The sequence below is a fragment of the Flavobacterium sp. ZT3R18 genome, assembly GCF_007097385.1.
GTDB lineage: Bacteria > Bacteroidota > Bacteroidia > Flavobacteriales > Flavobacteriaceae > Flavobacterium.
In genome coordinates, this window is record NZ_VJZS01000025.1 from 51,731 (window position 1) to 65,013 (window position 13,283).

13 protein-coding genes are annotated in these 13,283 nt (G+C 33.8%); 9 read left to right on the forward strand and 4 right to left on the reverse strand.

What is annotated here, in order from left to right; all coding sequences use genetic code 11:
* Window positions 1–12 precede the first annotated feature (12 nt).
* From FNW52_RS18380 to FNW52_RS18410, 7 genes are all read left to right on the forward strand, one after another.
* Complete coding sequence (locus FNW52_RS18380) at window positions 13–1,149, forward strand: phosphatidylserine/phosphatidylglycerophosphate/cardiolipin synthase family protein (protein WP_143378949.1); 1,137 nt, start codon at window positions 13–15, stop codon at window positions 1,147–1,149.
* A 307-nt stretch (window positions 1,150–1,456) separates the two neighbouring features.
* Window positions 1,457–2,359, forward strand: coding sequence for a DnaJ C-terminal domain-containing protein (locus FNW52_RS18385; RefSeq protein WP_143378950.1), 903 nt, complete (start codon window positions 1,457–1,459; stop codon window positions 2,357–2,359).
* Between the two features lie 72 nt (window positions 2,360–2,431).
* Window positions 2,432–3,616 (forward strand): MFS transporter, encoded by a 1,185-nt coding sequence (locus FNW52_RS18390; RefSeq protein ID WP_143378951.1) that lies wholly within the window; start codon window positions 2,432–2,434, stop codon window positions 3,614–3,616.
* A gap of 226 nt (window positions 3,617–3,842) precedes the next feature.
* On the forward strand, window positions 3,843–4,136 hold the full coding sequence (locus tag FNW52_RS18395) for a chaperone modulator CbpM (RefSeq protein ID WP_143378952.1): 294 nt from the start codon (window positions 3,843–3,845) through the stop codon (window positions 4,134–4,136).
* 313 nt (window positions 4,137–4,449) lie between these two features.
* Window positions 4,450–5,232: an ABC transporter permease gene (locus FNW52_RS18400; RefSeq protein WP_143378953.1), complete on the forward strand. Its 783-nt coding sequence runs from the start codon at window positions 4,450–4,452 to the stop codon at window positions 5,230–5,232.
* A gap of 5 nt (window positions 5,233–5,237) precedes the next feature.
* On the forward strand, window positions 5,238–5,990 hold the full coding sequence (locus FNW52_RS18405; protein ID WP_143378954.1) for an ABC transporter ATP-binding protein: 753 nt from the start codon (window positions 5,238–5,240) through the stop codon (window positions 5,988–5,990).
* Window positions 5,991–5,998: 8 nt separating this feature from the next.
* On the forward strand, window positions 5,999–6,970 hold the full coding sequence (locus FNW52_RS18410) for an MlaD family protein (RefSeq protein WP_143378955.1): 972 nt from the start codon (window positions 5,999–6,001) through the stop codon (window positions 6,968–6,970).
* 180 nt (window positions 6,971–7,150) lie between these two features.
* Here FNW52_RS18410 and FNW52_RS18415 read toward each other — a convergent pair whose 3' ends face one another.
* Both FNW52_RS18415 and FNW52_RS18420 read right to left on the reverse strand, forming a co-directional pair.
* Window positions 7,151–8,281, reverse strand: a complete 1,131-nt coding sequence (locus FNW52_RS18415; RefSeq protein WP_143378956.1) for a cysteine desulfurase family protein — start codon at window positions 8,279–8,281, stop codon at window positions 7,151–7,153.
* Window positions 8,282–8,284: 3 nt separating this feature from the next.
* Window positions 8,285–9,208, reverse strand: coding sequence for an EamA family transporter (locus FNW52_RS18420; protein WP_143378957.1), 924 nt, complete (start codon window positions 9,206–9,208; stop codon window positions 8,285–8,287).
* 264 nt (window positions 9,209–9,472) lie between these two features.
* Between FNW52_RS18420 and FNW52_RS18425 the strand changes: the two genes are divergently transcribed.
* A complete protein-coding gene (locus FNW52_RS18425; RefSeq protein ID WP_143378958.1) occupies window positions 9,473–10,420 on the forward strand; it encodes a hypothetical protein in 948 nt (315 codons plus the stop codon).
* A gap of 65 nt (window positions 10,421–10,485) precedes the next feature.
* Here FNW52_RS18425 and FNW52_RS18430 read toward each other — a convergent pair whose 3' ends face one another.
* Both FNW52_RS18430 and FNW52_RS18435 read right to left on the reverse strand, forming a co-directional pair.
* Complete coding sequence (locus tag FNW52_RS18430; RefSeq protein WP_143378959.1) at window positions 10,486–11,037, reverse strand: Smr/MutS family protein; 552 nt, start codon at window positions 11,035–11,037, stop codon at window positions 10,486–10,488.
* On the reverse strand, window positions 11,030–11,233 hold the full coding sequence (locus FNW52_RS18435) for a hypothetical protein (protein ID WP_255515650.1): 204 nt from the start codon (window positions 11,231–11,233) through the stop codon (window positions 11,030–11,032). The genes FNW52_RS18430 and FNW52_RS18435 overlap by 8 nt, the downstream gene beginning before the upstream one ends.
* 504 nt (window positions 11,234–11,737) lie before the next feature.
* Between FNW52_RS18435 and FNW52_RS18440 the strand changes: the two genes are divergently transcribed.
* Window positions 11,738–12,997, forward strand: a complete 1,260-nt coding sequence (locus tag FNW52_RS18440) for a hypothetical protein (RefSeq protein WP_143378960.1) — start codon at window positions 11,738–11,740, stop codon at window positions 12,995–12,997.
* The last annotated feature ends 286 nt before the right edge of the window (window positions 12,998–13,283 follow it).

Consider the following 13,283-nt stretch of genomic DNA (forward strand, 5'->3'; position numbering starts at 1 on the left):
CAAATCAAGAAAATGAATTCTGAGTCAATTAGTTCTATAGAAAGCATGCTCCTCGTTCATACCGGTGCAGAGTATTTTTCGCGCTTGGAACGTATTATTTCTGGTTCTAAAGTAGAAATTCATATTCAGATGTATCTTTTTGAGCTAGATGAAACAGGTAGTAGAATTATAACGTTACTAAAGCAAGCTGCATTACGCAATGTTAAAATATATATTGTATTGGATGGTTTTGGCTCATTTTCATTTCCTTCAAAAACAATAAATGAATTAAAACAAATTGGGATTAATTTTCGTTTTTTTTCGCCCATGTTTTCAGCAAATTCCTTTTATCTGGGAAGGAGATTGCATAATAAAGTAATCGTTTCTGATGCTAATACGGTACTGATTGGAGGTATTAACATTGCCAATAAATACAGGGGATCCGAAACAGAATTACCGTGGTTGGATTTTGCTGTTGAGTTGAATGGAAAAATAGCGGAGCCATTACAGGACTTTTGCAGATCCATTTATTTTAAAAAGGAAAGAAAAAAAATACCAAGGGCTATGGTTCCCAAAATAGGATCCGTAGGCTTACTTCAAAACGATTGGTTAAAAAGGAAAAACGAAATTACAGAAGCATATATAAAATCGATCCGGAATGCCGAAAAAGAAATAATTATAGTAGGAAGCTATTTTTTGCCGGGGAGAAAAATAATTCAGGCTTTGAAAATAGCATCCAAAAATAAAATACAAATAAAATTAGTTTTATCGGGAATATCAGATGTTCCAATGGCTAGGCGGGCTACTTGTTATTTATATGCTAAACTTTTTCGATACAATATGGAATTATATGAATGGAATCAATCTGTTTTACACGGAAAAGCTATGGTAATAGATGGCAAATGGACTACTATCGGTTCTTTTAATCTAAATAACTTGAGCTCTTACGCAAGCATCGAGATGAACGTAGAAATTTATTCGGAATCATTTTCTAAAGGATTCCAATTGCAACTCGATAATATTATTTCGCAATGCCAAAAAATAACTCCCGAAACACTTAAATTAAAGTATAGTTTATCTTCAAAACTGATTAATTGGTCTTCGTATCGAATGACAAGAATAATAGAAATTATCGTTACCTATTTGCCATATCATAGGTTCAATAATTAGTTAAAGTAGTAGTGAAAATTATTATTTCGGATTAGTAACTTAATGATAATGGGTAATAACTTAAGCTTTTTATTCGAAATAACATCCTACAATAAAACACTCTGACCGCCTTTTAGTATAAAAAAATGACTAAATTTGAGTGTGCAATTGCCATATTCTCAGTTGTTGTAATGTTTTAGAATTCAAAATAGCCTTACTTAAATGAACTTATATTTCTTATATGGTTAAAAAAGTGATTAAATGTTTTGACTTTTTTTACTCATAATAGGTATTCACACCATAATCCAAATTAGATAAACAAAGTAAAATGGCATTTATAGATTATTACAAAGTATTAGAAGTTGATAAAAGCGCATCGGAGGCCGATATCAAAAAAGCGTACCGAAAATTGGCACGTAAATACCATCCTGATTTAAATCCTAACGACAAAGAAGCCGAAAGAAAATTCAAAGAACTCAATGAAGCCAATGAGGTATTGAGCAATGTTGAGAATCGTAAAAAATACGACCAATATGGCGAAAACTGGCAACAGGGAGAGGAATACGAAAAAGCAAGACAACAGCAGCAGCAACAATACCAACGTGGAGGACAACAAGAAGGTTTTGGCGGTTTCAGCGGTGGCGGAGACTATTCTGATTTTTTTGAATCCATGTTTGGTGGAGGTGCTCAAAGAGGAAGGGGGCGAAGTACCGCTTTTAAGGGACAAGATTTGAATGCCGAATTGCATCTGGATCTAAAAGACGTCTATACCGCACACAAACGCACCTTAACAATAAATGGTAAAAACATTCGATTGACCATCCCTGCAGGTGTAGAGAACGGTCAAATCATAAAAATAAAGGGGCAAGGAGGAGAAGGAGCTAATGGTGGACCCAAAGGAGATTTGTATCTTACCTTTAGCATAGCAAATCACACTAATTTTAAACTCGATAAACACAATCTCTATTCAACCGTGGATATAGATTTATATACAGCCATTCTAGGAGGAGAAATAACAGCCAATACCTTTGACGGAAAAGTAAAACTAATCGTTAAAGCAGGAACCCAAAATGATACCAAAGTAAAACTTAAAGGAAAAGGCTTTCCAGTCTATAAAAAAGAAGGAGAATTTGGGGATTTGTACATTTTATATCAAATTGGGATACCCACAAACCTAACCGAAAAAGAAAAAGAATTATTTGCAGAACTATCTAAGTTTAGAACGATATGAAATCGACATGTTATAGGCAACCCTAACAGACGACACTGCCGACAATAAACTAACAATAAACAGAACGAAATTTTGAAATATATTACAAGGACAGTTTGGATTTTATCGGTTGTGAGTTTGCTGACAGACACAGCAAGTGAGATGCTGTATCCTATTATGCCCATTTACTTAAAGACAATCGGTTTTTCAATTGTACTTATTGGAATACTTGAAGGTGTAGCAGAAGCAACAGCAGGATTGAGCAAAGGTTATTTCGGTAAACTGTCGGACATTTCTGGCAGAAGAGTTCCTTTTGTGCAAATTGGCTATGCTTTCAGTACAATTTCCAAACCAATGATGGCAATTTTTACTTTTCCAATTTGGATATTTTTTGCACGGACAATAGACCGCTTTGGTAAAGGTATTCGGACAGGTGCAAGGGATGCAATTCTTTCAGACGAAGCAACACCACAAACAAAAGGAAAAGTTTTTGGCTTCCATCGTTCAATGGACACATTAGGTGCTGTCATTGGTCCTTCATTGGCTTTACTCTATTTATATTATTATCCACAAGACTATAAAACACTTTTTTTTATTGCCTTCATTCCAGGACTTTTTGCTGTTTTATCGTCTTTTTTCCTAAAAGACAAAAAAGTTATTGACCAAAGAACAAAAGTAAAAACGCCATTTTTTTCATTTTTAAAATATTGGAGTGTAAGTCCGACTGAATATAGAAAAGTAGTATTCGGACTTTTATTATTTACGCTGTTTAACAGTTCAGATATTTTTCTTTTACTACAAGCAAAACAATCGGGACTTGACGACACAATGGTTATTGGTGTTTATATTTTTTACAATCTTATTTATGCTTTATTTGCTTTTCCTATTGGCTATCTTGCTGATAAAATAGGGCTGAAAACAATTTTTATTATTGGTCTTATATTATTTACAATTGTATATTTCGGAATGGCTATAAACACTAACCTTTATTTTTTCTTCGGACTATTTTTTCTTTATGGTATTTATGCCTCAATGACAGAGGGAATTTCAAAAGCGTGGATTTCAAATATTACCGATAAAAAAGACACAGCAACGGCAATAGGAACATTTTCAGGACTACAAAGCATTTGCACAATGTTTGCAAGTTCATTAACAGGACTTATTTGGTTTCAGTTCGGTGCGACAACAGCATTTGTAACAACAGCAACTGTAACTTTAATTGTAATAGTTTACTTTTTAACCATTCCAAAACCGACAAATGACACAATTCAATCATAATGACACAAAAGGGCAGCCTATAACCGCCGTTTGGCAATATGGCGGGTTTAGGCTTAATTTAAAGATGGTTTTGTACTTGTAAAATTAGTATTTAATCGAAAGTTTAGGCTTCCTTAATCCGCCACATCTCCAAGCGGACAAACGATTCCAACACACAAAAAGTAGTAAGGCGTTTGCCTTGTAGCGATACCATGTTCCATTAAAAAAAAACAAATATTATCGTCATATGAATACCGAAAACCTGATTCTTTTGAAAAACCTTTGCTCAAACTATCAAGTTGAGCTTTCTTTCTTTACCCATCTCAGCGAGATAGGTTTGATAGAAATTGAAATTATAGAACAATCACCGTATATTCGAGAAAGCCAAATAAAGGATATTGAGCGAATGATCCGAATGCATCATGAATTGGAAGTAAATCCAGAAGGAATTGATGTAGTCTTTAATCTTTTGCAAAAAATAGACCGTTTAGAAAAAGATTTAATTACAGCAAAAAACAGGCTTAAACTGTATGAGAGCTAAAAAAAATACTAAATTTTATAATAAACAGCATTTTCGACTTGTATACCGTTTAAACAAAAAATAAAAAATACTCCCGAAGCTTCGGGATCAAAAGATTTACCATATAAGGAATCTAAGAAAATACAAGGTATTGCTTTTTACATCCTAGCTTAAATGACCTTATATTTCTTATATGGTTAAAATTTAATGCTGTTTATTTTAGAAGACAGCAAAAATAAACTCGATTCATTTTGTGACCGCTAATGGAAGTTAAATCAATATAATATGCGTATATTTGAGTACAATTCGTATTAAAAATTAATTCATAAACTTCATGAATAGTGTTTTTAAAATTATAGAATCATTCAAAGCTTTCCTTCTTGAAATTGGCGAACTGTCTTATTTTGCGGGGCGTTTTTTTAAAGAAGTTTTCAAACCGCCATTAGAATTCAAAGAATTTCTTAGACAATGTTATAATATGGGTAACCGCTCTTTACTGCTTGTTGGGGTTACCGGTTTTATTATAGGATTGGTTTTTACCTTGCAATCCAGACCTACATTACAACAATTTGGTGCCGTTTCCTGGATACCGGCTATGGTAAGTGTTTCTATTATTCGAGAAATTGGACCAATAATTACGGCCTTAATTTGTGCCGGACGCATTGGTTCTGGAATTGGAGCCGAATTGGGCTCTATGCGTGTCACTGAGCAAATAGACGCTATGGAAGTTTCTGGAACAAATCCTTTCAAATATTTAGTGGTTACGCGGATACTAGCCACTACTTTGATGCTTCCTGTATTAGTTTTCTTTGGAGATGCGGTAGCGCTCTTAGGATCTTTGATAGTCGAAAATTTAAAAGGAAATGTATCGTCTCTATTATACTTTACACAGGTTTTTAATCATTTAGAGTTTTTTGATGTTATTCCATCGACCATCAAAACATTCTTTTTTGGGTTTGCCATCGGGTTGGTAGGGTGCTTCAAAGGATACAATTGTAAAAAGGGAACTGCTGGAGTTGGACTGGCAGCAAATTCTGCGGTTGTTTTTTCTTCGATGTTGCTTTTTATAATTGACTTTATAGCTGTTTTTATTGCAAATATTTTTTACGATGTTTAAATAATATGGACTCAACTTCAGAAAATAAAAAATCGATAGTCATCATCAAAGACTTGAAAAAAAGCTATGGGGATAATTGCGTTTTGGATGGTTTTAACATGGAATTGAATGAAGGAGAGAATTTGGTCATTATGGGTAAATCAGGATCAGGCAAATCAGTGATGATAAAATGCCTTATCGGATTAGAAGAACCAGACAGCGGGAGTATAGAGGTCATGGGGAAAAATATTGGTAAACTGTCCCGAGAAGCACTAGACGAACTTAGAACCGAAGTGGGTTTCCTTTTTCAGGGAAGTGCACTTTATGATTCGATGTCGGTTCGAGAAAACCTAGAATTTCCTTTGCGACGGCACACCAAAAAATTTGGAATTATAAAAGACACTAGGCCGCTTGTCATGGAAGCGCTAGAAAATGTTGGTTTGGCCCATACTATCGATCTAATGCCCAACGAACTTTCGGGAGGAATGAAACGTAGAATTGCATTGGCAAGAACTTTAATTCTGATGCCAAAAATTATTCTCTATGATGAGCCCACAACCGGACTGGATCCTATAACCTCAAAAGAAATTTTAATGCTGATGATGTCTATTCAAAAAAAATACAATACTTCATCCCTAATTATAACCCATGATGTAGATTGTGCCAGAATGATTTCAAACCGCATGATTTTATTAATAGATGGTGTAAATTATGCCGAAGGAACCTTTGAAAGTTTAGCTGCATCAACAGATCCAAAAGTGAAAGCTTTCTTTAAATAACTACAGAAATGGAAAAAACAGCTTCAGAAAAAATAAAATTGGCACTTTTTGTCATCATAGGTCTTGTACTCTTTATTCTTGTTGTTTACTTTATTGGAAATAAGCAGAAAATGTTTGGAAAAACAGATCATATAACCGCTATCTTCGATAATGTAAATGGATTGCAATTGGGGAATAACGTTCGGTATTCAGGTATCAATGTGGGAACCGTTCGGGGTATCGAAATGATAAATGATTCGACTATAAATGTTGATATGATTATTGATAAATCTATTTTCCCGCACATCAAAAAAAATGCTGTTGCCACTATTGGCTCTGATGGGTTGGTGGGAAGTATGGTTATTAATATCATACCAGGAAAAGGAAACCATCCACAAATCGAACCTGGTGATGAAATTAAATCTTTGCGACGTATTCGTACCGATGATTTGTTGAATACTTTGAGTGTAACTAATAAAAATGCCGCTTTGCTCACAGCCGATTTGCTAAAAATCACCAAAGAAATAACACAAGGAAAGGGGACTTTGGGAACCCTAATCAATGATACACTCATGGCATCTGATTTGAAACAAACCATGAATTATCTTAAAATGACAAGTAAAGGAACCACTGAAACTGTTGATAATTTAAATAAAATGGTTGCGACTTTAGGAGATAAAAATAGTGTCATTGGGGTGTTGAATGACCCCGCTGTAGCTCAAAAAGTAAAAACCATCGTCGACAATTTGGATCAGTCAAGTGTGGAAATAAATAAAGTGGTTACGAACTTAAATGGTACGATTTCAAATATAAAAAACGGAAAGGGAGCTATCAATTATTTGTCTAATGATCCTAATTTGGTAAAAAAAATAGACTCCACCATGACAAACTTAAACAAAGCCACAATTCTTCTTAACGAGGATCTTGAAGCCATGAAACATAATTTTTTGTTACGAGGCTATTTCAAAAAACAGGAAAAATCAAAGAAAAAAGCTAAATGATTTCAGTTAGTTTTCAGTTTTCAGTCTCAGTTTTCAGTCTTAAAAAGGTAATGATTTTAAAAATAGTAGTAAATAAAACAGACCTGCTTTTTTACAAATATTGTTAAGAAAACGAATTGCAATGTTTACGAACAGCTCTGAAAACTGTCACTGTCACTGAAAACTATGACCTGTATACTGCTAATTACTTTGCACTGAATGTAACCCCTCGATCAACAAATCAACATCTTCTTTGGTATTGTAATGGCTAAACGAAATACGGATGCTTGGCTTTTTTAAATCTTCATCCGATAGCATTTCTGCCAATACATGTGAAGGTCTGATACTTCCGGATTGACAGGCACTACCTCTAGAAACGGCTATTCCTTTCATGTCCAGATGAAATAAAAGCATGGGAATTTTATTTTCTTCAATGGGTAAAATAACATTGAGCAGATTGTATAAGGTGTTTTCTCCGTTGATTTTAAATTCAGGGAAATCCGTTTTTAGTCTTTCGATAGTATAGTCTTTCAATGATGCAATGTGATTGCTTTCGGTTTGAAGGTTTTGATAGGAAAGCTCTAGAGCCTTTGCCATTCCTGCAATTTGATGCACGGCTTCGGTACCCGGACGTTGTCCTTTTTCTTGTTCTCCACCAAAAAATAAAGGTTGTAATCCGGAGTTTTTTCGAACAAAAGCAAAACCAACTCCCTTTGGGCCGTGAAATTTATGGGCACTCGCTACTATAAAATCAATAGGAGTCGCATGCAAATCAATTTTAATTTTCCCAACAGATTGTACGGTATCCGAATGGAATAAAACTTTATGCTCTTGACAAATTCTACTAACTCTATCGAGTTCCAAAAGAGTTCCTGTTTCATTATTGACATGCATTAACGAAACCAAGGTCTTTTTTTCTTCTGATAATAGTTCGACCAAATGTGTTAAATCGAGTTCGCCGTTGGGTTTTACGTTTACATAATCAACTTGAATGGTATATTCTTTTTGTAATTCCATTGCCGTGTGCAAAACCGCATGATGTTCTATTTTGCTGGTAATTATGCGTTCTACCTTCAAATCTTTTACGGTAGAACGTAGGATCCAATTATTAGCTTCGGTTCCGCATGAAGTAAAAATAATTTCTTGTGCAGTAGCATTCAGCAGTTTGGCAATCGATTTTCTGGAAAGTTCAAGGATGCTTTTGGCATTGCGCCCTAAACTATGAGTAGAGGAGGGATTGCCATAATCTTCGGTTAACACTTTTGTTATTTCTAGGATTACTTCTGGACGAAGTGGAGTCGTAGAGGCGTTATCGAGATATACTTTCTTCATTTTTTATTTAGATTTTAAATCCTCAACAATTGCATGGGATTTGTTTTTTTTAGCAAAAATTATTTTCTGATTGAAAACAATAATGGAGACCAAAATTAAGGAATAGGAAATCATTTGAAGCAAAGTCACTTGTTCTTTAAAATGAAAAATAGCCAGACCAAAATTGATTATGGGATTAACATACATTAGGATTCCTACTGTTGATGAGTTGAGTCCTTTTAATGCATACAAATTTAGAAAAAGCGGAATAATGGTGAAAAATACGACGATGCAAAATATACATATATAAAATAAAGGTTCCGTAGGGATTGCTCCACTGTATTTTGGGTAAAAAGGCAAAATTATCAAAGCAACAAAAAGCAACTGTAGGTTTAAAACCAGAAACTTATCAATTTCGCTATTCTTGCGCTGACTCACTAAATACAAAGCATAGGTTGAAGCCACAACCAAACTGTAAATGATGTCATGGAGATTATTTAAAGACAATATAACACAACTTAAAGTACTAATAGCGACCGCTACCCATTGCCATTTGCTTAATTTTTCGTGTAGCAAAAAGAACGCAAAAACAGTGGTCAAAATGGGGCAAATTAAGTAAGCCAGAGAACCCGCCTTGACGCTCACATGATTGACAACATAAATAAAAATAAACCAATTAGACGCCAATATCAAACTACCGACCAAAGTCAATACGACAATACTTTTCTTTCTTTGTTGCGGCATTACTTTAAAAGCTTTCCAGTTTTTCTGGATGCTTTTTTGTCTAAAAACCAGATTAATAACCGTCATAGTCAGTACACTAAAAAACACGCGATAGAAAAGTATGTCCAAAGAGGGATAACTGGATATTGGTTTTAAAGCCAAACTGAAAAACCCCCAGATAAAAAATGCCGTAAAAGCTGCGAAATAGTATTTGTATTTTTTCATTGAAAAGTAAAATTCGGTGCAAAGATAAGGAATTCTGTAGTGATTAAGGTGGTAAGGTACTGAGATGCTAAGATTCTAAGATTCAGAATTAAAGAAAATGATGTCGTCATTAGATTTTAAGAAGGTATGTAATAGCCAATTTTAAAACTTCGTATCTTAGAAACTCAGCATCTCAGTATCTATTCTGTGTTAAAATATACCTTTTTGGTTCGTAAAGTTTAGGAAACAAATTAAAAATTCTATTTTTGTTTAAAATAATATATAATGAAACGATTTCTAGGGATTTTGATTTGCACAATTGTTTTAAATAGTTGTGATGATGGTGATTTAGTAGTAGACAAAATTGATTTTTCGGCAGTGCAAACCCAAAGTTGTACAACAAATAATTTACTCTACAAGCTCAACGAAAATGAATCTTTAATTCTCAACGTGCCAGCTACTACTTTTAGCAATAATCCAACAGTTACGGGGGTACCAACTATTCTTGATGTAAACGCAACCAATCAGGTGGTGTACAGCTTTTATAATGGCAAAGTGGTTTCTGGAAATATTTGTGACCTAATTCCGCCAGCAACGCCAAATGTAAACAGTCAGTGGAAAGCGTCATCGGGTAAGATCGAAATTGTCATAACCGATATTAAGAAACTAGACGAAACCAATAACAGTACTAGAATAACAGGATACAATAACAACATCGTTTTTAAAAACATTACCTTCAATAAAGGAGACGGAACCAGTCAGTTTTACGAAACTTTTGCTTTTGGCGATTACACAAAAACAGCAGATCCTTTGCCATTTGCTTTCAACGGACTTTTAAACATCTGCAGTAATGGTCAGGTGTACGGTTTTAGCGCTAGCGAATCGTTTACCTTAAATATTGATTCAGCATTGATTGCCAATGAAGTTACCGCTCCAAATACGCCCAGAAAAGGAGTAATAGGAGCAACCGTAAACAAATTGGTGTACAGTTTGTTTACCAATGGAGTTGTATCACCAGATTATTTTTGTCAAGCTACGGTGCCATTGTTGCCTACCGTTAGTCAAGAATGGTTAGGGAAAATTGGGGGAATCATAGAAGTGACTACCACGACCAATGGGCCTAATGTTTTTAAACACGTTATAATCCTTAAAAATGTAACGCTAGTAAAAGGCAACAGTAATTTTCAGTTAGGAAATAGTTACAAATACGGGGAATTGCAAACTACTAAATAGTAAAAAGTAATTAGTGAATAGTAATTAGCTTTGACCTATTTTTGCTAATTACTATTCACTAATCGCTATTTACTGTTTTGCTTAAAATACACCTCGGTAGCACCCGAACCGTATTTTTGATAATTGGCATCTTGAAAAACCACATTATCATAGCGTCCCAATAAAAAATCCAACTCCGATTTTAAAATGCCTTCACCCACACCGTGAATGAAAACAATCTTCGGAATCCTATTGCGAATAGCAAATTCTATATGTCGTTTGGCTGTTTCCGACTGCAAAGTCAAGATATCGTAATTGGACATTCCGCGTTTGTTAGGCACCAGTTTTTCGATATGCAAATCAAACTCAGGAACCGGTAATTCATGTTTGTCTTTCTTTTCTTTTACAAAACTCCGTGGTTTCGGAATCTCTTTTTCTTTCGAGATTTCACTAATGTTAATGCCTTTTATACCATCCATCAAATTCCCGGAATCGCCTATTTTAATGAGCTCATTGGCGGCAAAATTCATCACAAAACCATCTGTCGTTTCAATAGTCACCACTTTGTCTTTTACCAACAAAACCACACCATCGACCGCTTCATCCAGTACCGAAACTTTATCTCCTTTATTAAACATCGTCTTCTTCTTTATCTTGATTTTTACTCGGAGTCTTACTACTCAAACGCATCATACCCATCATAAAAACGACTATGGCAATTACCATTACATAGACATTTTTATCGTCACTTGTCTGCTCGTACAAAGCAACACCAATGGCAATAACCATTAGCGGAATCATAATTTTTTTCATCATTTCATTTTCAGTCTTCAAAAATACTAAACTTTTTGAGTTATTGAGACGAAAATAAATAGTGTTATGATATACCAAAATAATTGCATTAAAAAAAGTATATTATAATTATAAGAGTTTTACTTATTTAAAAATAAAATAAATGTATTTCATCGATGATAAATGTAGTTTTAGCTTGTTTTTCTTAACTTAGACATTTAAGTTGCTAAGTATGTTTCAAGTGATATTTATAGGTTTTTAGAAATGTGTTTTTAAAATTTATAAAAGGCTACAAGTTAGTTGTAACTAAAATTTAAATAGTGTTATTTTTGACTAGTCCGTAATGAAGAAGGTTTTTACGATTCTGGCAAAGCAAACTGGCTAAGTGGTTTTTTTGAGGTATCACGAATTTAATTAAAATCTGATAATTATGAAATGAGCATGACCGTGAATTGGTCGCAAACACCAATGAAGATATGCGACTCAAGCGATAGCGAACAGGCGAAGCAATTCCATATTCCATTAAAAAACAAATATTATCTACATATGAAAATTATTCTAAAAAACATTCTCGGTCTGTTAGTGTTTATCCCTTCTATTTATGCTCAAAAAGAGCAAATTAAAGAAGCACAAAAGGAATTGAAATCGGGTAATTCAGAACAAGTTATTGCCATTCTAGCCCCTGTAGAGTACTTAATTATCAATACATCTGATGAGGATAAAATTAACTTCTATTATTTAAAAAGCTCTGCTTTAGTTGACTTAGCAAACAAAAACGGTAATGACTTTAAAAATCAGTCTATGGCTGTTATGGCATTAAAAGATTTAATTCGAATTGAACAAGAGACGTCTAAAGAGAAATATACTTCGGAAGCCATTAAAAAGATGATGAAAATAAAGCTGGACCTTGTCAAAAGTGCCGATGAAGATTTGGCAAATCATAATTTTATCGAATCGGCTAATAAATTTTATCAAGCATATCTAATAGATAATAAAGATACATTACAATTATATAATGCTGCTGTTAATTATAAGAATGCCAATGAAGATGATTTGGCTTTGAAAAGTTATGATGAATTAAAAGCGATTAACTATTTTGGTAATACCAATGTTTATAGTGCTTACAACAAGAGTATACAGAAAGAAGAGTATTTTATGACTATGGAAGAAAGAGATGCCAAAATTAAAAGTGGATTTTATATCAAACCGATGCAAAAGGTAAAGTCCAAAAAAGAAGAAATTTATAAAAGTTTAGCTTTGATTTATGTGAAAAAAGGATTTAAAGAAAAAGCGTTAAAATTTATTGGATTGGCTCAAAATCCTAACAAAGAAGATGATTCACTAGCCATTCTTGAAGCCAATTTGCATTTGGAAATAAAAGAGTATGATTTTTTTGATAAACTAGCCACTACTATTATAGAGTTAAAAATCAATAATGCCGAAGTCGCTTTTAATTTTGGTGTAAGTTGTCAAAACGAAAAGTATTATCAAGGTGCCGAAAATTATTATAAAAAAGCCATTGAAATTGACCCGAAATATGTACAAGCTTACGTCAGTCTTTCTCAGTTATTAATAGATGAAAGTATAGGTGTGGATGCAAAAATGAATCGGTTAGATGATTCGACAGCCAATAAAGTAGTCTGTTCGGAATTGAAATTGCAAAGAGAGCAAATAGTCAAGGAGGCAACTTTCTATCTCCAAAAAGCAATTAGTATTGACCCTTTTAATAGCAGTGCAAAACAATTACTGTTGTCTATTAATCATAAGGGTAATAGTCAAACTACTGCGGTTGTTATTGAGGAATAAAATTTTAAAAATCAAAATAGAAGCACATTCTTCAGAACCACCAAACAGAATACATCTGCTGAGCAAGTAAGACAAGTCAAAAACTACAAAGTAATTAGCTGTTATTTTGTAGTTTTTTAGTTTGGAGAGAATGTAATTTTCGGACTCAAATTTTCTTGAAAAAAGTGCATTATAAGAGTAAGTGTAACTCGTTGGGTGTAATTGTTTTTACTGCTTATCCCCTTCGCACATGTTAGGGATAAATGTATCTTTGAAATAAAAAAAATGGCAATTGAGGATTACCCTA

Coding starts and splice junctions, on each gene's coding strand:
- FNW52_RS18400 (WP_143378953.1), top strand. CDS start 4,450: ATGAATAGTGTTTTTAAAATTATAGAATCATTCAAAGCTTTCCTTCTT.
- FNW52_RS18385 (WP_143378950.1), top strand. CDS start 1,457: ATGGCATTTATAGATTATTACAAAGTATTAGAAGTTGATAAAAGCGCA.
- FNW52_RS18410 (WP_143378955.1), top strand. CDS start 5,999: ATGGAAAAAACAGCTTCAGAAAAAATAAAATTGGCACTTTTTGTCATC.
- FNW52_RS18380 (WP_143378949.1), top strand. CDS start 13: ATGAATTCTGAGTCAATTAGTTCTATAGAAAGCATGCTCCTCGTTCAT.
- FNW52_RS18405 (WP_143378954.1), top strand. CDS start 5,238: ATGGACTCAACTTCAGAAAATAAAAAATCGATAGTCATCATCAAAGAC.
- FNW52_RS18395 (WP_143378952.1), top strand. CDS start 3,843: ATGAATACCGAAAACCTGATTCTTTTGAAAAACCTTTGCTCAAACTAT.
- FNW52_RS18425 (WP_143378958.1), top strand. CDS start 9,473: ATGAAACGATTTCTAGGGATTTTGATTTGCACAATTGTTTTAAATAGT.
- FNW52_RS18440 (WP_143378960.1), top strand. CDS start 11,738: ATGAAAATTATTCTAAAAAACATTCTCGGTCTGTTAGTGTTTATCCCT.
- FNW52_RS18430 (WP_143378959.1), bottom strand. CDS start 11,037: ATGTTTAATAAAGGAGATAAAGTTTCGGTACTGGATGAAGCGGTCGAT.
- FNW52_RS18415 (WP_143378956.1), bottom strand. CDS start 8,281: ATGAAGAAAGTATATCTCGATAACGCCTCTACGACTCCACTTCGTCCA.
- FNW52_RS18420 (WP_143378957.1), bottom strand. CDS start 9,208: ATGAAAAAATACAAATACTATTTCGCAGCTTTTACGGCATTTTTTATC.